11 protein-coding genes and 1 pseudogene are annotated in these 18,616 nt (G+C 67.8%); 6 read left to right on the top strand and 6 right to left on the bottom strand.

What is annotated here, in order from left to right:
• Positions 1-30: 30 nt before the first annotated feature.
• Both BLS97_RS00660 and BLS97_RS00655 read left to right on the top strand, forming a co-directional pair.
• Positions 31-6,789 carry an OmpL47-type beta-barrel domain-containing protein gene (locus BLS97_RS00660; RefSeq protein ID WP_090474093.1) on the top strand — a complete coding sequence of 2,253 codons (6,759 nt, stop codon included), beginning with the start codon at positions 31-33 and terminating at the stop codon, positions 6,787-6,789.
• Positions 6,790-6,973: 184 nt separating this feature from the next.
• A pseudogene (locus tag BLS97_RS00655) lies at positions 6,974-7,972 on the top strand (sugar phosphate isomerase/epimerase family protein); the annotation flags it as partial.
• A gap of 106 nt (positions 7,973-8,078) precedes the next feature.
• On the opposite strand, the gene BLS97_RS00650 reads toward BLS97_RS00655, so the two are convergent.
• Together BLS97_RS00650 and BLS97_RS00645 are read right to left on the bottom strand one after the other, a co-directional pair.
• Positions 8,079-9,599 carry a CYTH and CHAD domain-containing protein gene (locus BLS97_RS00650; protein ID WP_090474091.1) on the bottom strand — a complete coding sequence of 507 codons (1,521 nt, stop codon included), beginning with the start codon at positions 9,597-9,599 and terminating at the stop codon, positions 8,079-8,081.
• A 44-nt stretch (positions 9,600-9,643) separates the two neighbouring features.
• Positions 9,644-10,759, bottom strand: coding sequence for an FUSC family protein (locus tag BLS97_RS00645; protein WP_157695093.1), 1,116 nt, complete (start codon positions 10,757-10,759; stop codon positions 9,644-9,646).
• Positions 10,760-10,825: 66 nt separating this feature from the next.
• On the opposite strand from BLS97_RS00645, the gene BLS97_RS00640 reads away from it, so the two are divergent.
• Entirely contained in the window at positions 10,826-11,446 is a 621-nt protein-coding gene (locus tag BLS97_RS00640) for a mycothiol transferase (RefSeq protein WP_090474089.1), read from the top strand.
• A gap of 64 nt (positions 11,447-11,510) precedes the next feature.
• Here the strand turns inward: BLS97_RS00640 and BLS97_RS00635 are convergent, their stop codons facing one another.
• A complete protein-coding gene (locus BLS97_RS00635) occupies positions 11,511-12,284 on the bottom strand; it encodes an alpha/beta fold hydrolase (RefSeq protein WP_090474088.1) in 774 nt (257 codons plus the stop codon).
• Positions 12,285-12,403: 119 nt separating this feature from the next.
• Between BLS97_RS00635 and nhaA the strand changes: the two genes are divergently transcribed.
• Complete coding sequence (gene nhaA, locus BLS97_RS00630; RefSeq protein WP_090474087.1) at positions 12,404-13,696, top strand: Na+/H+ antiporter NhaA; 1,293 nt, start codon at positions 12,404-12,406, stop codon at positions 13,694-13,696.
• Between the two features lie 23 nt (positions 13,697-13,719).
• On the opposite strand, the gene BLS97_RS00625 is transcribed toward nhaA, so the two are convergent.
• Complete coding sequence (locus BLS97_RS00625; protein WP_090480930.1) at positions 13,720-14,931, bottom strand: MFS transporter; 1,212 nt, start codon at positions 14,929-14,931, stop codon at positions 13,720-13,722.
• Positions 14,932-15,039: 108 nt separating this feature from the next.
• On the opposite strand from BLS97_RS00625, the gene BLS97_RS00620 reads away from it, so the two are divergent.
• Complete coding sequence (locus BLS97_RS00620) at positions 15,040-15,936, top strand: LysR family transcriptional regulator (protein ID WP_090474086.1); 897 nt, start codon at positions 15,040-15,042, stop codon at positions 15,934-15,936.
• A gap of 73 nt (positions 15,937-16,009) precedes the next feature.
• Here BLS97_RS00620 and BLS97_RS00615 read toward each other — a convergent pair whose 3' ends face one another.
• Both BLS97_RS00615 and BLS97_RS00610 read right to left on the bottom strand, forming a co-directional pair.
• Entirely contained in the window at positions 16,010-17,071 is a 1,062-nt protein-coding gene (locus BLS97_RS00615) for a fatty acid desaturase family protein (RefSeq protein WP_090474085.1), read from the bottom strand.
• 388 nt (positions 17,072-17,459) lie between these two features.
• Entirely contained in the window at positions 17,460-18,044 is a 585-nt protein-coding gene (locus BLS97_RS00610; protein ID WP_090480926.1) for a TOPRIM nucleotidyl transferase/hydrolase domain-containing protein, read from the bottom strand.
• A 160-nt stretch (positions 18,045-18,204) separates the two neighbouring features.
• Between BLS97_RS00610 and BLS97_RS00605 the strand changes: the two genes are divergently transcribed.
• Complete coding sequence (locus tag BLS97_RS00605) at positions 18,205-18,591, top strand: hypothetical protein (protein WP_090474084.1); 387 nt, start codon at positions 18,205-18,207, stop codon at positions 18,589-18,591.
• Positions 18,592-18,616 lie beyond the last annotated feature (25 nt).

The following is an 18,616-nucleotide window of genomic DNA, read 5'->3' as shown; positions in this document are numbered from 1 at the left end:
GAGAAGACAACTCAGCGAAAGGAAACTCCCATGTCTGGTCCCTCGGACCCCCGAGCCGGCGATACGCCGGCCGGAGGGCGTTCGATGACCCATCGGCGGTGGAACGGGAAGGATGCCGCAGCCTCCGGCCCGTTCCACCTTCTCACCACCGCTCGGCGGTTGATGGCCTTGTGCCTGGTGCTCGCCCTGTCCACCGTTGGCAGCGTGATGTTCGCCCCGGCCGCGACGGCCGCTCCGGTGGCGGCGGGCCCGCGTCTGGCGATGCACGCAGATGACGAACCCACCTACAAGGTGCTGGTGTTCTCCAAGACCGCCGGGTTCCGCCACACCGACGGCATCGCCGCCGGAATCGCACAGATCCAAGCCCTTGGGGTCGAGCACCACTTCGCCGTCGACGCTACGGAGGACGCGGCCGCGTTCACTGCGGCCAACCTGGCGCAGTACAGCACGGTGATCTTCCTCTCGACCACGTCCCCGACCGCGGATGCCCTGCTGACGGCGGCTCAGCGGCAGGCGTTCCAGGCCTACATCGAAGGCGGTGGCGGCTTCTTCGGTATCCATGCGGCGTCCGACGCCAACTACGACTGGCCCTGGTACGGCGGACTGGTTGGCGGCTACTTCAAGCAGCACCCGGCCATCCAGACCGCGTCGCTCCTGCTGGAGGACCGAGTGCATCCGGCGAACGCCGGACTCGGTGAGAGCATTTCGCTGACCGAGGAGTGGTACGACTTCCAGGCCAACCCGAGGAACAAGGTTCACGTCCTCGCCTCGGTCGACACGCGTTCCTACAGCGGATCGACGATGGGACTGGATCACCCCATCAGTTGGTGTCAGGACTACGAGGGAGGCCGGTCGGCGTACACGGCCCTCGGCCACGACGCCACCAACTGGAGCAAGCCCTGGTTCCAGCAGATGGTCCTGGGCAGCATCGAGACCACCGCCGGCGTGGTCGCGGCCGACTGTGGCGCATCCGTTCCGGGCAACTACGAGGTGGTGTCGCTGGACAACACTCCGAAGAACCCGATGATGCTGGACATCGCGGCGGACAAGCGCGTGTTCTTCATCGAACTCGCCGGCGCGCTGAAGATGGTCGATCCGGCAACGCAGCAGACGTCGACGGTCGCCACCTTGCCGGTGTTCACGGCCAATGAGTCCGGCCTGCTCGGCATGGCTCTTGACCCGGGCTTTGCGAGCAATCACTACATCTACCTGTACTACTCACCCACGGGTGTCGACGTGGACCGGCTGAGTCGTTTCACGGTCAGCGCCGACTACACCTCCTTGGGCGCAGAGAAGGTGCTGGTCGATGTCCCCGTACAGCGGGCCGAATGCTGCCACCACGGTGGTTCACTGGCCTTCGATCGGAACAGCGGCAACCTGTACCTGGCGACCGGCGACAACACCAACCCGTTCGCCTCCGACGGCTACTCGCCGACCGACTACCGCTCGGGCCGCGCCTTCTGGGACGCCTCGCGGTCGTCCGGCAACACCAACTCGTTGTCCGGGAAGGTGCTCCGGATCCACCCGGAGGCCGACGGCACGTACACCGTGCCCGACGGCAACCTCTTCGCCGCCGGCACGGCGAAGACGAAGCCCGAGATCTACGCCATGGGCTTCCGGAACCCGTTCCGGATCAACATCGACCCGAACACCGGCCACCTCCTGGTCGCCGACTACGGGCCCGACGCCAGCAGTGACAATGCCAACCGCGGGCCGGGCAATACGGTGGAGTGGAACATCGTCGACACCCCGGGCAATTACGGCTGGCCTTTCTGCACCGGCAACAACGCCGCCTACAAGCGCTGGAACTTCGCGAACTCGACCGCCGGTACCGCCTACGAATGCGCGACCGGTCCGGTCAACGATTCGCCCAACAACACGGGCCTGACCACCCTCCCGGCGGCGATTCCGGCCGACATCTACTACCACTACTCGGCCGGCACCGATTTCCCCGAGATCGGTGGTGGCGGTGCCCCGATGGCCGGCGCGGTGTACGACTACGACGAGTCCAACCCGTCGGACACGAAATGGCCGGCCTACTGGGACGGCAAGCCGCTCCTGGCCGAATGGAACAACAACACCCTGTACTCGATCCTGACCGATGCCGCGATGACCAAGGTGCAGAAGGTCACGCCGGTGACCTTGCACCAGTTGCCGGCCCCGGCCACTCGATCCATCAAGATGATGGACTCCAAGTTCGGTCCGGACGGGTCCCTCTACATGATCGACTGGGGTGGCGGTTGGTCGGACAACACCGACGCCGGGATCTACCGGATCGACTACGTCCACGGCGACCGGGCTCCGGTGGCCAAGGCGTCCGCTGACGTCACCGCGGGGTCGGCGCCACTGGATGTCACCTTCTCCTCAGCCGGATCGGCCGATCCTGATGGCGACACACTCACCTACGCCTGGGCCTTCGGCGACGGCGGGACGTCGACCGAGGCGAATCCGAGCCACACCTTTGCCAGGGGCCAGTGGAACGTCCAGCTGACCGTCACCGACAGCACCGGTCGCACGGGTGTGTCGAACGTTCGGATCGTCTCGGGCAACGCCCGCCCGGTCGTGACCATCACGGGTCCGAAGGACGGCGGATTCTTCGAATTCGGCGATCAGCTCACCTACACCGCCACCGTGACCGACGCCGAGGACGGGTCGACGCAGGACCAGACCATCTCCTGTGACCTGGTCAAGGAATCGAGCCAGCTCGGCCACTACTCGGGTGGGTCGGCCCATGCCCATCCGATGGATGAGACGACCGGGTGCACCGCCACGGTCCAGACCCTCGGTGAAGGGGGCCACGGCGGCGACGTGCACCTGTTCTGGATCATCGAGGTGAGCTACACGGACAAGGGCAACGGTGACATTCCGCCGCTGACCGGCAGTGCTTCGGTGACGCTTCAGATGAAGCACCGGCAAGCGGAGCACTTCACCGAGAGTGGCCGCATTCCCGGGACCAGCTCCACCGGTGATCCTGGGGTGAAGATCGAGACCACGTCCGACCCGGCCGGCGGAACGTCGAACATCGGGTTCATCGAGCCGGGGGATTGGTTCTCCTACGACCGGGTCAACCTGACCGACATCACGGCGCTGAGCATGCGGGTGGCCGGTACAGTCGGTGCCGATTTCGAGATCCGCTGGAACGATCCGGTCAACGGCCAACTGCTGGGTACCGTCCCGGCCAAGCCCACCACCGGCTGGCAGGATTTCACGGACACCCAGACCGCCCTGACCAACGTGCCCACCGAGACCGGGACCATCTACCTCGTCGCGACCAAGGCGGGCCAGACCGGGTCGGTCGTCAACGTGAACTGGGTCGACTTCATCGGAAAGGGCGCCACGTCCAACGAGCGACCCGTGATCAGTTCGGCATCAGTGAGCCCGACCTCCGGCATTGCGCCGGTGACCGTGGACCTGGCCTCGGCCGCCACCGATCCGGAAGGCACGCCCGTCTCGTACTCGTGGGACATGGGAACCACCGACGGCGCCACCGTCAAGCAGGCCAATGGTTCGTACACCTTCACCGTCCCCGGCACCTACACGGTGAAACTCACGGCCACCGACGCCGGCGGCGGATACAGCACGAAGTCGTTCACCGTGAGGGTCAACGCACCGGCCGAGTCCTGCCTCGGCGACAAGTCCGATGATTTCGACGGCAGCACGCTGAGCAACGGCCGGTGGTCGGTGGTGCGCGGAGACCAGACCATGGTGGTCGCGGGTGGCAATCTGCGTATCCCCGCGTCGACCAACGATCTGTACGGAACCAACAACACGCCCGTGTCCAACATCGTGCTGCAGAGCATGCCGGCGGGTGCCTGGCAGGCCACCACCAAGGTGAACGTGCAGGCCTACACGTCGTATCAGCAGGCGGGCCTGATCCTTTACACCGACGACGACAACTACGCGAAGTTCGTCGTCCAGGGCCGAACGTCCAGCAAGGACGGACGGGTGATCCAGTTCGCCCACGAGGTCGGCGGGAGCGCGCAGGAATCCAACTCCGCCGCGCTGGGGGCCGACTTCCCTGACACGGTGTATCTGCGTCTGACCAGTGACGGCACCACGTTGACGCCCAGCTATTCAGTGGACGGCAGCACGTACACCACACCCGACCAATCGTGGTCCGGGTGGAACACGATCCGCAAGACCACCGCAACCCTGGGCACCCCGAAAGTCGGGCTGGTGGCCTTCGCGAACACGTCCGGCACGGTGACGAACGCCGACTTCGACTGGTTCCGGTTGACTCCGGATTCCACCGCCACCGCGAGCACGCCGAACGACGAATTCAACGGGAGCAGCGTGGAAACCTGCCGTTGGACGGTGCTCCGGTCGGATCCGTCCCTGTCGCGGGTCACGGGCGGAAACCTGCAGTTGGACACGATCGCGGGCGAACTGGGCGTTGCGAAGAACGTCACGCTGCAGAAGCAACCGGCCGGCAACCACTGGACGATCGAGACCAAGGTTGACGGCAGCAACTTCACCGGCAATTACCAGCAGGTCGGTCTGGTCGACTACGTGGACGGTGACAACTTCGTCAAGCTCGACTTCATCCGGGACAGTGCGACCGGCCGACGCATCGAGTTGCGGTCCAATGTGGCCGGCTCCTTCGTTCAACCACAGCCGAACTCGGCGAACCTCACCACCGACGTCTGGTATCTGCGGCTGGAACGACAGGACAACGCATTCGCCGGCTACTACTCGGCCGACGGAATCACCTGGACGAAGTTCGCGGACACGGTCGCCAACATCCCGGCCGCCTCCGACGGGCTGGTCGGCGTGTACGCCTCGGGTGTCAATCAGACGTCCTCGGCGACCGCGTTGATCGACTACTTCCACGTGGTCGGTGCCGATACCGGGACGGACACGACGGCCCCGGTGACCGCGGCGACCACGAATCCGGCCGCGCCAACGGGTCAGGACGGTTGGTACGTCGGAGACGTCGGGCTGACTCTCACCGCCACCGATTCCGGTGACGGCGCCAGCGGTGTCGACCAGACCCGGTACCAGCTGGACGCGGGAGCCGAAGGCGTCTACGGAGCACCGCTGGTGGTGACCGGCGACGGCACCCACACGGTCAAGTTCCGTTCCGTGGACAAGGCCGGCAACGACGAAGCGATCAAGACCGTTGCGATCAAGATCGACTCGACCGCGCCGACGACGGTGGCCGACGTCAGCACCGACAACCCCGCGAAGGTCATCCTGACCGCGACCGACCCGACGTCGGGCGTGCAGCGCACCGAGTATCGGCTGGACGGCGGAGAGTGGACCACCTACGCGGCACCGTTCACCGTTGTCCGGACCGGCGCCGACCAGAACCTGGAGTTCCGCTCCACCGACAAGGCCGGCAACGCGGAGATCACCGCCTCGGTGGTCATCACCAAGGCCGGCGACACCACCGCACCACTGACGGCCGCGGCTCTGAATCCGGCCCAACCCAACGGCCAGAACGGTTGGTACACCTCACCGATCGAACTGAAGCTGTCGGCGACCGACGGGGACAGCGGAGTCGCGTCGACCGAATACGCCCTGGGCGACGGCGCCTGGACCGCCTACACCGGTCCGGTATTGATCGATCTGGAAGGGGCACAGTCGGTTCAGTTCCGGTCGACGGACAAGGCCGGCAACGTCGAGGCGGCCAAGAACGTCGTCGTCAAGTTGGACGCGACGGCTCCTGTTGCCGCGGCCAACCTGGACGGCGACCAAGTCGTCGTGGTCACGTTGGTCAGCTCCGACGACGCCTCCGGGGTCGCCGGCAGCACCTACCGGGTGGCCGGCGGCGCGTGGAAGGCCTATGCCGGGCCCTTCACCATCACCCGCACCAGTGCGGCTCAACTGGTGGAGTTCCGCTCCACCGACAAGGCGGGCAACGCCTCGGCGATCCGTACGGTCACCGTCGCTCCGGCTCAGGTCGTCCTCAAACCATCGGTGACGACTCTGACCGTCAGCCCGGCCTGGGCGCCGTTCGGGTCGAAGGTGACCGCTGCGATCACCGTGGTCTCGGCCGGAACTCTGGGGTCCGAGTTGGTCACCCTCTACGACGGGTCGACCATCATCGGGGCCGGGGTGCTCAAGAACGGCAAGGTCAGCGTCGCGATCAGTGACCTGACGGTGGGCGCCCATTCCCTGACCGCTCGTTTCGCGGGCAATGCCAACGTGGCCGAATCCGCTTCGCCGGCCAAGGTCGTCACGATCGACAAGGCCACCGCAGCGGTTGCCCTGAAGACGGACAAGGTGACCCAGACCTACGGAACCCGGTCGCCGGCCACTCTGACCGCCACGGTCACGTTGAACAGCAAGCAGGCGGTCGCCGGACGCGTGCAGTTCAAGGACGGCAGTGCCGTGATCGCCACCGCGCCGGTCGTGTCGGGTGTGGCCCGGGTCAAGTTGTCCCAGACCTTGGCCGTCGGATCCCACCGGTTCACCGCGACCTTCCTGCCCACCGACACGGCCAGTACCGGAGGAGCCACCTCCCAGGTGGTGACGGTCAAGGTCGTCAAGGCGGTCTCGAAGACGCTCCTCAAGGCGAATCGGTCCAGCCAGAAGGTCGGCCAGACCACTACCTTCACCGCTGGGGTGTCCTTGGACACCAAGCAGCTGGCCGTCGGCGTGGTGCGGTTCGCGGTCAACGGCAAGAAGGTGGCGACCGTCACCGCATCGAAGGGATCGGCCGCCTACGTGCTGCCGAAGTCGACGAAGGCGGGTTCGTACAAGGTGACCGCGACCTTCGTGCCCTCGTCGGCCAAGTCGGTCTCGGGCTCCGTCAGTTCGACGGTGGTCGTGAAGATCGTCAAGTAGAACCACGTCAGGTAGTTCGCGCTGGTCGCTGTGGTGCCCAGACGGAGCCAGCTCCGTCTCGGCACCACAGGGCCGGCGTCCTGGGCCGCTTCGCCGGTGCCGCAGGGGTCCGGCGATGCGGCCGGTGGAACCGCCTCGGACCGGCGCGCGGGATTCGCCATCAAGTCACGGAGAGGAACCGGTCATGGCACGACCAATTACGCTGTTCACCGGCCAGTGGGCCGATCTGCCGTTCGAGAAGGTGGCCGAGCTGGCCGCCGGATGGGGATACGACGGCCTGGAAATCGCATGCTGGGGCGACCATCTCGACGTCTGGCGCGCCGCCGAGGACCGGACCTACCTGCAGGGCCGGAAGGAGATCCTGGATCGATACGAACTGTCGGTCCATGCGATCTCCAACCATCTCAAAGGTCAGGCGGTCTGCGACGACCCGATCGACGCCCGGCACCGGGCGATCCTGCCGGCTCAGGTCTGGGGTGACGGTGAAGCCGAGGGGGTCCGACGCAGAGCCGCGGAGGAAATGAAGCTGACGGCGCGCGCCGCCGCGGCGTTGGGGGTCGACACGGTGGTCGGTTTCACCGGCTCGTCGATCTGGAAGTACGTCGCGATGTTCCCGCCGGTGGGCAAGGAATTGATCGATGCCGGCTATCAGGACTTCGCCGATCGCTGGAACCCCATTCTGGATGTGTTCGACGAGGTCGGTGTCCGCTTCGCACACGAGGTCCACCCCAGCGAGATCGCCTACGACTATTGGACGACGGTGGCTGCGCTGGAAGCGATCGGCCACCGGGAGGCATTCGGCCTGAATTGGGATCCCAGCCATTTCGTGTGGCAGGACCTCGATCCCGTCGGTTTCCTGTGGGACTTCAAGGAGCGGATCTATCACGTCGACTGCAAAGACGCCAAGCGTCAGGTCGGAAATGGTCGCAACGGCCGTATGGGGTCGCATCTGCCCTGGGCCGATCCCCGGCGGGGATGGGACTTCGTCTCGACCGGTCACGGGGATGTTCCCTGGGAGGCCTGTTTCCGCATGCTCAACACCATCGGATACAGCGGCCCGGTCTCGGTCGAATGGGAGGACGCGGGTATGGACCGTCTCGTCGGTGCGCCCGAGGCATTGGAATTCGTCCGGCGGCTGGCGTTCTCCGCGCCGAGCAGTTCTTTCGACAGTGCGTTCTCGACCGGATCGATGTCCGACGCCGGACCCGATCCGCGCACGACGCCCGCCGCCAACGGCCCCGCCCCGGGCTGAGGCCAGAGCCGATCGGTGTTCGGCCCAGTGCCTGGGGCTAGTCAGAGCTCTCGAGCCGCTTGCGGTACTCCTTCCGCCACGCCCGCTCGAACTGCACTTCGACCTGATCGGCCCGGACCTGCTGCAGCGCATGCAATCGGCCGATGGTGAACGGGTTCTCACCGTCCAGGTGCATCCGGACACCGATGGCACGCAACGTCTTCCGTAGCACCACGCTGTCCTGGTGGGCGCCGAGCAGTTCCTGGATCTCCTCGCCGGTCGCGGCGAGCTCGATGGCCGGGCGACCGAGTACCGGCAGGCTGGTCTCGGCCGCATACCGGACCCGTTTGGCCGCCTTGCGGATGTCGTGCAACCACCAGTCGCGCTCGTCGCCCGCCGCTGGGGCGCCGAGGGCGACCACGGCGACCAACCGGCGGATGGCCTTCGCCACGCCCAGGCCGAGCATCTTCCGAGCCCGGCCATCGGCCTGCCTGCTGAACGGCGGAGAGGCCACCAGGTCGTCCAGGGTGTCGAGCAACCGGAAGTAGCGGTCGGAGTGCATGACGTCACGGAGTTGCTCGTGCGCGGCCGCGGCATCGGCGTGCAGTTCGACCTGGATTCGACCGGCCACCGGGCCGAGAATCAGATCGTCGGGTTCGGCGGCGATGACCTGCAGCAGGTGGTCCTGCTGCACATAGGCATCGCGAGCCCCGCCCAGCGCGGTGGCAAACCACGCCACCTCGTCACGGATGGGGTCGGTGACGTCGCGGTGCAGCAACGGCCGGTAGGTGGCCAGGGCGCTTCGCAGCCGGCGAGTGGCCACCCGGACCTTGTGGACGGCGTCGGCATCCTGCACCCGCACGTCGTGGTCACGGCGGACGATCACCTCGACCTGCTCGCGCAGATAGGCGAGGAGGACCTCACCGGCGCGGCTCTTGGCGTCGAGAGCGGGGACGGCGGCCATCGGTCGCGGCCGCCGTCCGACGGCGTGGTGCCCCGTCGATGGCCAGTCCGACGGCCGGGCACCGGCTGATACGAGCAACTCCTCGGCCGCCGACCGCAGCTTCTTCCCACCGTCGACCAGGGCGAAGTGCCACTCTCGCCACTCGGAGAGAAGGGCGGACCCGCCGTCGGCCGCGGCATGGGCGGTCACGTGATCGTCGCTGAGGATCGCCAGCACCGCGCCGTCGGAGCCGAGCAGGCGGTGATCCGACCGGCGGGTGGTCACCGTCCCCACCTCCGACAACAAGTTCCCGCGGGTCCAGGCCAGCGCCCACTCGGCCAGGACCGAGGGGACCGAATCGTTCCGCCGTACCAGCGGGGCGGTGATCTTTGTCCGCTGGTCGGCATCCCAGGGCCGATCGAGCGACCAACCCGGGCCGGCCTTGTCGGTGCGGCGGCGCAAGGTGATCCCGGCGTCGAGCAGCGCGAGGCCCTGCGTGTCGTGAAACACCTCCACCAGTTCGGTCTCCGGGTCGGTGGCCACGGACCTGACCGTCTTCAGGCCGGTCAGATCAGGCAGCCGGGCGGCGGGTGAAACCTGGTACGTGTCGGCCCGGTCCAGTTGATCGGAGTTCATGTTCGACTACTACCCGAAAAGTGCCGGGCCCACCCGGATCGGGCTCACAGAGTGGGGAATCCGAGGGCCTGATCGACCCGGTTCAGTACCTCGGTGTCGTCGTTCCCGGCACCGCGCAGCAGATCGATGGTGATCGACCGGAGCTGGCCGACGATCATGACGATCGGAAGCGGCTGGCGGACGGCCAGGATCGATCGGGCAGCGTCGATGGTGGCCATCGCCTCGGCATCGAGTGCGGCTCGAGCGCTGGTGGAGCCCGGCTCGTCGCGCCGGAGTTCGGCGATCAGGGCCAAGCCGAGGTGCCCGACGGCGCGTTCGAGATGGCGGAGGGCGACCGGTATGTCGGCCGTCGTCGAGGCCTCCGTGGCGGGCCAGTTGGTCACCGTGACCGATGCTCGGGCCAGGATGCGGGCGCCCCGCACCACATAGTCGAGTTGCCGGATCGCGGCCAGCAGCGCGGTCACCCCGGCGCGTTGTTGTCGCCGGACCGGATCGAGTTGCAGGGCCTCGCGGGCGCCGGTGGCGGCGTCCTGCAGTCCGGTCACCGCGGCGTCCGACGCGCGGGCCTGGGCCAGCGCTTCGGAGGCCAGGAGCCGGTCGTGCTGCTCGACGGCGTCGGCCGACGTGCGGATGACGGCGACGATGCGGTCGCAGATCCCCCTGATCTGGTCGACCGCCGGGCCGAACGGGTCGCGGGCGGCGCCGACCTGGCTGATCAGGAGGGCTATGCCACCGCCGACCAATGCATCCAGGAAGCGGTTGGGCACCAGGGTCTGCGTCGGGGGTGACACGACCGCCACGTACAGCGCCGAGACGGTGGCCTGCACGACCACCACCGGGCCGGCGTCCAGGGCGGTGGTGATGGTCAGGGTGACCACGATCAGTACGGCGATGGTCAACGTGGGCCACGGTTCCAGCAGCTGCGCCACGATGTCGGCCAGCAGCACGCCCCCGGCGACGGCGAGGAACACCTCGAGCGCCCGGGTGATCCGGGCGCCTCGCGCCTGCGACAGCACGATGATGGTCGCCGCCGGCGCGAAGAACGGCTGGTGATGGCCGATCAGGGTGGCCGCGACGAACCAGGCGAGGGTGGCGCCGGCGGTGGCCTCCAGCAGGGGCAGCCAGCCGGCCCGCAACCGCCGGGCGAAAGTGGTGAGCATGGGTGTATTGAACATCGGGGATGTTCCGGACGCGTTCCGTCCGGAACACGTCCTACGCTCACCGGCATGACCGATATCACTGAGGAAGCCGCAGATCAGCCGCCTGTTTGGGTCCCGCCCCCGTGGGAACCGCCGGTCGCCGGGACGGAGGTCGGCCACCTGCTGGGTGCGTTGGACCGCCAGCGGGCGACGTTCCGCTGGAAGGCCGACGGGCTGGACGCCGACGGGTTGAACGCGAGGATCGGCGCCTCGACGCTGACCATCGGTGGCCTGCTCAAGCACCTGGCCGTGGTCGAGGACGAGAAGTTCGGGGTGTGGTTGTCCGGAGCGCCGCTCGGCGAGCCGTGGCTCAGCATGGGTGGCCCGCCCGAGGGTGACGACGCCGACGTGTGGATCTTCACCTCGGCCACGGACGACTCACCGGAAGACCTCTACGCCCTGTACGACGGGGCCGTGCGGCGGTCTCACGAGCGGTTGGCGCTGGCACTGCCCAACGGTGGTCTGGATCAGCCGCTGCGCATCGACTTCGGTGCCTACGGCCATCCGAGCCTGCGGCGGCTTCTGTTCGACCTGCTGGAGGAATACGGGCGCCACACCGGACACGCCGATCTGCTGCGCGAGGCGATCGACGGTCGGGTCGGCGAGGACCCGCCCCCGGACTGGCGACCCTGGCCGGACAACGGCTGACCGGACCGGCGGTCGGCCGGGCGACGAGATGGCGTGCCCGTCCGTGGGCGCCGGTTGGTCGCCTTCAGATCGCGGCCCGTTTCAGCCAATCCGAGATGAGGGCACGGAGGAGGTCCGGCTGCTCGTGCGGCAGCGCATGCCCTGCGTCGTCGAGCACGGCGAGTGAGGAGTGGGGGTAGGCCTGGAGCAGGTCGACGGCGGCCGCGTACCCGATGGCCGAATCCAGGCGTCCGGCCACGAGCAGCACCGGGCCGGCGTATGGCCCCCCGCCTGGCGGCGTGAGCTCCCAGTGCTCCCCGATCCGTTCTAGCGCAGCCTGATCCACCAGGGTTGCCGCCGGTGCGACGTATCGCTCGTAGCGCTGGAGCATCTCGGGCGTCTGGATGACGAAGTAGTCCCGGAACGTGGCGTCTCCGAGCGTGCCCGATCCGGTAACCACGCGGTGCTCCGGAACGTCGCGCACACCCGGCACCAGGGGACAGACGAGAGCCAGACCCGCCACCTGGGCCGGACGCCGGGCCGCCATCGCCTGCGCGTAGTAGGCACCGGCCGAGTGGCCGATCAGGAGGAGCGGTCGGTCGCCGGCGACCTCGTCGGCCAGACCCAGCAGGACGTCAAGGACGTCATCGGCGCTTCGCATCGACGCCGGGGCGACCGTACGTCCCATGCCGGGCAGGTCAGGATAGATGCGGCGGAGCCCCGGGTCGCGGCTGAGCGCGGGCTCGAAGCAGGCTTCCACCTCGCGGTGGTCGACGCCGGCGCCGTGCAGGACGAGCACCGCCCGACCGGTTCCGTGCTGGACGCAGTGCACGTCCGTCTGGCCGACTCGGACCTCCATCCCCGTAGGCTAGGCGACCCGGACGGTAGGGTGGGTTCCGGTGTGCCGGGAAGTCTGGTCGGCGAGTCGTTTTGTCGACCCGCTGCCACCGGGCAGCGTGACCCCCAGGAGATGCCGCCGTGTCGGAGAAGATCACCCATCGTGTGCTGGGCCGTGGCTCGTGGCCGGAGGCCAGCCGGGTCGCGGAGATCCTCCGCAAGGAAACGGTCGGCGGCGCACTGCTACTGGTGGCCACCGTCGTTGCCCTGGTCTGGGCGAATTCCCCGTGGTCGGATTCCTATGCCGCCCTGCGGGATCGCTCGTTCGGGTTCTCGGCCTGGCACCTGGAGCTCTCCGTCGGACAGTGGGCCGCGGACGGCCTGTTGGCCATCTTCTTCTTCGTCGCCGGCCTGGAACTCAAACGTGAGTTCGTGGCCGGTGACCTGAGAGACCCGCGCCGCGCGGCGATCCCGGTGATCGCCGCGGTCAGCGGGGTGACGGTGCCGGCCCTGCTGTTCACCGTGCTGAACCTGGGCGACGTCGCCAAGCTGCGGGGCTGGGCGGTGCCGACCGCCACCGACATCGCTTTCGCGCTGGCCGTTCTGGCCGTGATCAGCACCCACCTGCCGTCCGGCCTGCGGACCTTCCTGCTCACCCTGGCCGTCGTCGACGACCTGCTGGCGATCACCATCATCGCCATCTTCTACACCAGTTCGCTGGCCGTGGTGCCGTTGCTGCTGGCGCTGATTCCCCTGGCGCTCTTCGCTTTTCTGGTTCAACGCCGAGTTCGATCCTGGTATCTGCTGATTCCGTTGGCCGTGGCCGCCTGGGCGTTGGTGCACGCATCGGGAATCCATGCAACGGTGGCCGGCGTGCTGCTCGCGTTCACCGTCCCGGTGCTGCGCAGCGATGCGGCCGGCGGGCCGGACGCCGGCCCCGGCCTGGCCGAACATTTCGAACATCGTCTGCGGCCGTTGTCGTCCGGTTTCGCCGTGCCGGTGTTCGCGTTCTTCTCGGCCGGCGTCACGATCGGGGGAGTGGCCGGCCTCGGTCACTCCCTGGCCGACCGGGTCACGATCGGGGTCATCGTCGCCCTGGTGGCCGGCAAGACGATCGGCATCTTCGGATCCACCTTCCTGATGGCCCGATTCACCAGGGCGAGGTTGGACGACGAGTTGGCCTGGACCGACGTCTTCGGCATGGCCCTGCTGGCCGGCGTCGGATTCACGGTTTCGTTGCTGATCGGGGAGCTGGCCTTCGGGCCAGGGAGCCCGTCCGACGAACACGTCAAGGTCGGCGTACTGCTCGGCTCGCTGCTGGCCGCCGTCCTGGCCGCCGCGGTGTTGCGCTCCCGGAACCGTACGTACCGCCGGATCTGCGAGGCGGAGGAACGCGACGACGACCTCGACGGTGTCCCTGACGTCTACCGCTAACCGGCGTCTCTACCGCTGACCCGTCAGGCGGCGCGGCGGCGAGCCAGGACGCCCAGGGAGAGAAGCAGGAGAAGCAGGACCGCCGAGAACCACAACAACGCACTGGCGGTCGAGATGTACTGCGTGGCCAGCCCGACGGCCAGCACCGGTCCGATGAGGCCCAGGTAGGCGATCAGGAACAGGCCGGCCAGCGCTTCACCGCGCTGGGCGGCCGGTGCCTGCGCCACGACGGTTCCGATCGCGGATTTGAACAACACGCCGGCGCCGGCTCCGGCCAGCGCCCCGCCGACCAGGAACGGTGCGAGTGCCGCCGATTCCACACCGACGGTCAGCACCACCAGACCCGCGGCTTCACCGACGATGCCGGTGAGCATCTGGCGGTGCGGGGCCATGCCACGCGTGAACGACTGGGCCAGGGCGGAGACGGTGAAGACGATGAACACGACGGCGCCGGCCAGCACCCGGGCCGGGTGCCCGAGGGTCCCCGACAGGAATGTCGGCGCCAGCGACGTGAACAGGCCGAACACGGCGAACGCGGTGAAGCCCGCGGCCATCGCGGCCAGAATCTTCCTCTTGTCGCCGTGGCCCAGGCTGACCCGCTGCGGCCGGTACGGAACCGGTTCGGTCGGCGCGACAACGGTCTCCGGGGTGAGCTGGACGGCCACGATGCCGAGCCCCAGGAGGCCGGCGAACACCAGGTAGGGGGTGGTGAGCGGAGCCGGTGCCCACTGAGCCAGGATCCCGGCGACCAGCGGGCCCAGGCCGAGACCGCCGATGTTGGCCGCGGTGGAGACCAGTTCGAAACGGGCGGTGCCCTGCTCCGGCCGACTCGCCGCGTGCAGTTCGCTCAGGTGAGCGGTCGCGGTGGCGGTGATCATGCCGACCGCGAATCCGGTGATGAACCGGGCCATGATCAGGCCGGGAAGATCGGGCCAGACGACGAACACGACGGCGGCGACGATCTCGATGCTCAGGGCGGGCAACAGGATCCGTCGCCGGCCCACCCAGTCCGAGACGTGCCCGAACAACAGGAGGCTGGTCACCACCCCGACCGCGTAGACGGCGAACACGATGGTGACGGTGAACGAGCCGAAGCCGTCGCGCTTCTCGTACAGCGGGTACAGCGGAGTGGAGACGGTGGAGAAGGCCATGGCGGTGACGAACACCGCGGCGATCAACCAGAAACCCAGGCCGTGACGGGTGCGGTGCTGTTGTGCGGTGGTGATGACGGACATCTTTTCAGGCTCCCTGTCGGTGGTGACGTCATCACTGTGCGCCCGAGCGAGCATCAACGCCAGCGACAATTCTTGATATCAATCCCCACCATCAGTGATGATTGGCCGATGGAACTCCGGCAGCTCGAGTACTTCCTGGCCGTGTGCGACGAAGGCAGCTTCACTCGGGCCGCACAGCGCCTGCACGTGGTCCAGTCGGCGGTCAGCGCCGCCATCAAGAACCTGGAACGCGAGCTGCACACGGTGCTGTTCGTCCGCAGCTCCAAGCAGATGGACCTGACCGAGGCCGGGCGGGCGCTGCTGCCCAAGGCACGGGCCACGATCGACGCCGCGGTGGCCGCGCGTGACGTGGTCGCCGAGGTGCGGACCGGGCTGCGCGGCACCGTGCGCGTCGGCACGATGACCTCGGTCGCGCCGATCGATGTGCCCGACGTGGTCGGGCGCTTCCACCGGGCCTATCCGGGCGTCACATTGTCGTTGCGGGCCAATATGACCGGATCGGCCGGTCTGGCCGAGCTCGTGGTCAACGGCGGCCTGGACCTGGCCATTCTCTCGATCAGCGGCGGCGCGCCGGCCGGGCTGCAACTACGTTCGCTCGGGTCCAGCCCGCTGCTCCTGGTGGTGCGGGACGACCATCGCCTGGCCGACCGGGCCGACGCCACCCTGGCCGACGTGGCCGACGAGCCGTTCATCGACTTTCCGGTGGGCTTCGGTAACCGGACCATTGTCGACCGCGCGTTTCGCGAGGCCGGGCGGCGGCGCCGGGTCGTCGTCGAGATCGCCGATGCCGGCGAGGCGGCGGCCTACGTCAGGGCCGGGTTGGGGGTGAGTCTGGTGCCCGGCTTCGTCCGGCCACGCCCCGACGGGGTGGCCGTGCTCACGATCTCGGACGTCGATCTGACCTGGCCGGTGCAGCTGGCGCAGCCGGCCGATCGGCCGCCGAGTGCGGCGGCGTCCGTGCTGGCCCAGATGATGGTCGACGCGGCGCCGCCGACGGCGGTCTGACCGACCGGCCGGCGGCGCGGTGCAAAGGGTGGGCCGACCGCCGGGCGACGCCCGGCCGTCGGCCCACGGTGCCCTATCGGAGGGACGCGACCATGGGGCACTGGAAACGGCTGGCGGACAGGCCCACCTTGTTCAGGTAGACGGCCACGATCCGCCATGCCCGCAGAATGCTGACCTCGTTGTACTCGACCTGGCTGTTGGCGCAGTAGTTCTGCACCACCGTGCGGACCTTGTGCAGGTGCGGCCGGGGCATGCTCGGGAACAGGTGGTGCTCGATCTGATAGTTCAGGCCGCCCATGGCGAAACTCGCGATCCGGCCGCCGGCGATGTTGCGGGAGGTGAGCACCTGACGGCGGAAGAAGTCGATGCGGGAATCGTGCGGCAGGATCGCCATGCCGATGTGGCTGGCGGCGAAGGAGACGCCCAGATACATCCCGGTGACCGCGAGTTGCACGCCCAGGAACGCTCCGGCGATACCCGGGGACAGGAAGATGAACAGGATCGCCGGGTAGCCGCCTAGACGGACCACCAGCATCGCCGCCTCGATCCAGCGGCGCTTGAGACCCTTGCGCGTGACGACGGCCTGGACGCCTTGGACGTGGAGGTTGAGCATCTCGACGGCCAGCAGCGGGAAGAACCACCAGCCCTGCCGGCGGTGCAGGAAGCCCAGCACCCGGTTGCGCGGCGGGTTCTCGGCCGGGTAGAAGTGCACGACCGAAGCGGCGATGTCCGAGTCCTTGCCGATCTGGTTCGGGGCGGCATGATGCTTGTTGTGCTTGTTGTGCCACCACGCCAGGCTGACGCCGCCGATCAAGGTGCCCATGATCAGGGCCGCCATCTCGTTGGCCTTCTGTCCGGCGAACACCTGCCGGTGGGCGGCGTCGTGGCTGTAGAAGATGATCTGCGTCAGCACGAGACCTAGCGTGGCCGCGATGGCCAGCTGACTCCAACTGTTCCCGACGAAGGCGAAGGCGACCCACACCCCGGCCAGAGCGGCGGCCAGCATGCCGAACCGGATCGCGTAGTAGCTGTAGGCGCGCCGCATCAGGTTCAGCGACTGCGCGGACTGCAGCACTTGGGAGTAGTCGCTCGGCGGTCTTGCCGCGCGGCGAGCGCGAATGGCCGTCGAACTCATGTCAGTGGGGATGTTCGTCTCTTTTCGCCGGAATCGTCGTGCCTATCACGTAAGTGGACTCGATGAACCTGTCAAAAGCATGTGGACGGCGTTCTGTAGGGCCGGATCCATTTCCTTAGCTTAGCCAACAACAAGGGAGAACCGTTGCGCCAGTGAGAGTTACGTCGGGCGATAGGGCAAAGAAGAATCTTTGCGGATCTATTTTTTCCGGCGTCTGCGGTGGTCGACGAGTTACCGCCACCGAGCGGCGGCTTTTCGGCCTGATTGGGTGTTCGTTCGAGTGTAAGGTTCGTGATCCCGTATTCTGATTCGGCCGTACGGGACGCGCCGAGGCGCGTCCGAGGCGAGCAGCCACCACACAGTAGGCGGCGGCGCCGTCGGAGGTCGTCTACAGCTGATCGACCAGCATTCGCAACGGCCGGGGGACCTCGTCGAGGGGGAGGGCATCGACCATGAGGGTGGCGTACCGGATCTTCCGGCCGCCGCGGGTGCCCATGAACCGATGCAGCAGGGCCAGGGTCGGGCGGCCGATCGACGCGGGTTGCTGCTCCATGGTGCGAAAGGCCGCCAGGTCATCGTTTTCGGCCAGCAGTCGCTCCGTTGCTGACACGCCGAGCGCGCGGATCAATTCGTCTTCCAGATCGACCACGCAGGGATGAAAACCGAGAGCCGCCATGGCCGCGACCGAAAGGTTGTCGCCGAGACCCGCGCGGGCCAGGCCCCGCCGGAAGAACCGCACTTCGCCTTGGTCGTACAGGCCCGCGACCCGCAGATTCCGACCGGTCGGCCCGTAGTACACGAGGAATTTCGTGATGTTCGTGGCTCCGCCCATGGCCACCACCGCGATTCCCTCGGCGAGCAGGCTGCGTCCCCGACGCCCGGCCAACGCCTCGACCGCGCGCCGGTCGCTCGCCCCCTCGACCAGCACCACGGTGCGGGTGTCGGTCGGCAACGGCCGCTCCGGACCCTCCATGGCCCGCAGGATACTGCCGGCCGCCGGACACCACTCGTTCGAGTGGCTGGCGATCACCGCCGGATGAAAACCCAACCGGATGCCAGGGGTGGGTCTCAGGTCTTCGTACAGTGCAAGGGCCGCCCGCGTCCGTTGGGTGCACTCATCCAGGGGGACCACCTTGCGCTTCCGTTCAGCCGTCGCCGCCGCCGTCCTGGCCATCACGGCCACCATCGTTCCGTCGGTGGCGCAGGCCGCCCCGGCCCCGGCCCTGCACGCCGCGGTAGCGGCCAAGGCCTGCTCGGCGAGCGTGTCGAACTCGCGGCCCACGCAGAACAGCAAGGTGGTGGTCACCGTGAAGAACGTCGGCGCCGGCGCCGCCGTCACCACGGTCGCCAAGTACAAGACCACGAACACGAAGAAGTCGGTTCACGCCACCGCCAAGGGCGTTGCCTCGGCCACCTATTCGATCGGCCGGGCCACTCACGGTTTCAAGGTCGTCATCACCGTAGCCGCGAGCAAGGGCTCGACCCGATGGGCCTGCCAGACGTCGTTCACCACGCGGTAGCCGAGCCGGGCCGCCCACCACGGTG

Source organism: Nakamurella panacisegetis (assembly GCF_900104535.1).
GTDB classification, from domain to species: domain Bacteria; phylum Actinomycetota; class Actinomycetes; order Mycobacteriales; family Nakamurellaceae; genus Nakamurella; species Nakamurella panacisegetis.
Note: the sequence above shows the minus strand (reverse complement) of the source record. Positions and strands in the feature narration are given on the sequence as shown.

What these genes read in the sequence shown, in the direction of transcription:
- BLS97_RS00615 (WP_090474085.1), bottom strand. Translation starts at nt 17,071, where the DNA reads ATGAGTTCGACGGCCATTCGCGCTCGCCGCGCGGCAAGACCGCCGAGC.
- BLS97_RS00625 (WP_090480930.1), bottom strand. Translation starts at nt 14,931, where the DNA reads ATGTCCGTCATCACCACCGCACAACAGCACCGCACCCGTCACGGCCTG.
- BLS97_RS00650 (WP_090474091.1), bottom strand. Translation starts at nt 9,599, where the DNA reads ATGAACTCCGATCAACTGGACCGGGCCGACACGTACCAGGTTTCACCC.
- BLS97_RS00620 (WP_090474086.1), top strand. Translation starts at nt 15,040, where the DNA reads ATGGAACTCCGGCAGCTCGAGTACTTCCTGGCCGTGTGCGACGAAGGC.
- BLS97_RS00635 (WP_090474088.1), bottom strand. Translation starts at nt 12,284, where the DNA reads ATGGAGGTCCGAGTCGGCCAGACGGACGTGCACTGCGTCCAGCACGGA.
- BLS97_RS00660 (WP_090474093.1), top strand. Translation starts at nt 31, where the DNA reads ATGTCTGGTCCCTCGGACCCCCGAGCCGGCGATACGCCGGCCGGAGGG.
- BLS97_RS00610 (WP_090480926.1), bottom strand. Translation starts at nt 18,044, where the DNA reads ATGGAGGGTCCGGAGCGGCCGTTGCCGACCGACACCCGCACCGTGGTG.
- BLS97_RS00645 (WP_157695093.1), bottom strand. Translation starts at nt 10,759, where the DNA reads ATGCTCACCACTTTCGCCCGGCGGTTGCGGGCCGGCTGGCTGCCCCTG.
- BLS97_RS00640 (WP_090474089.1), top strand. Translation starts at nt 10,826, where the DNA reads ATGACCGATATCACTGAGGAAGCCGCAGATCAGCCGCCTGTTTGGGTC.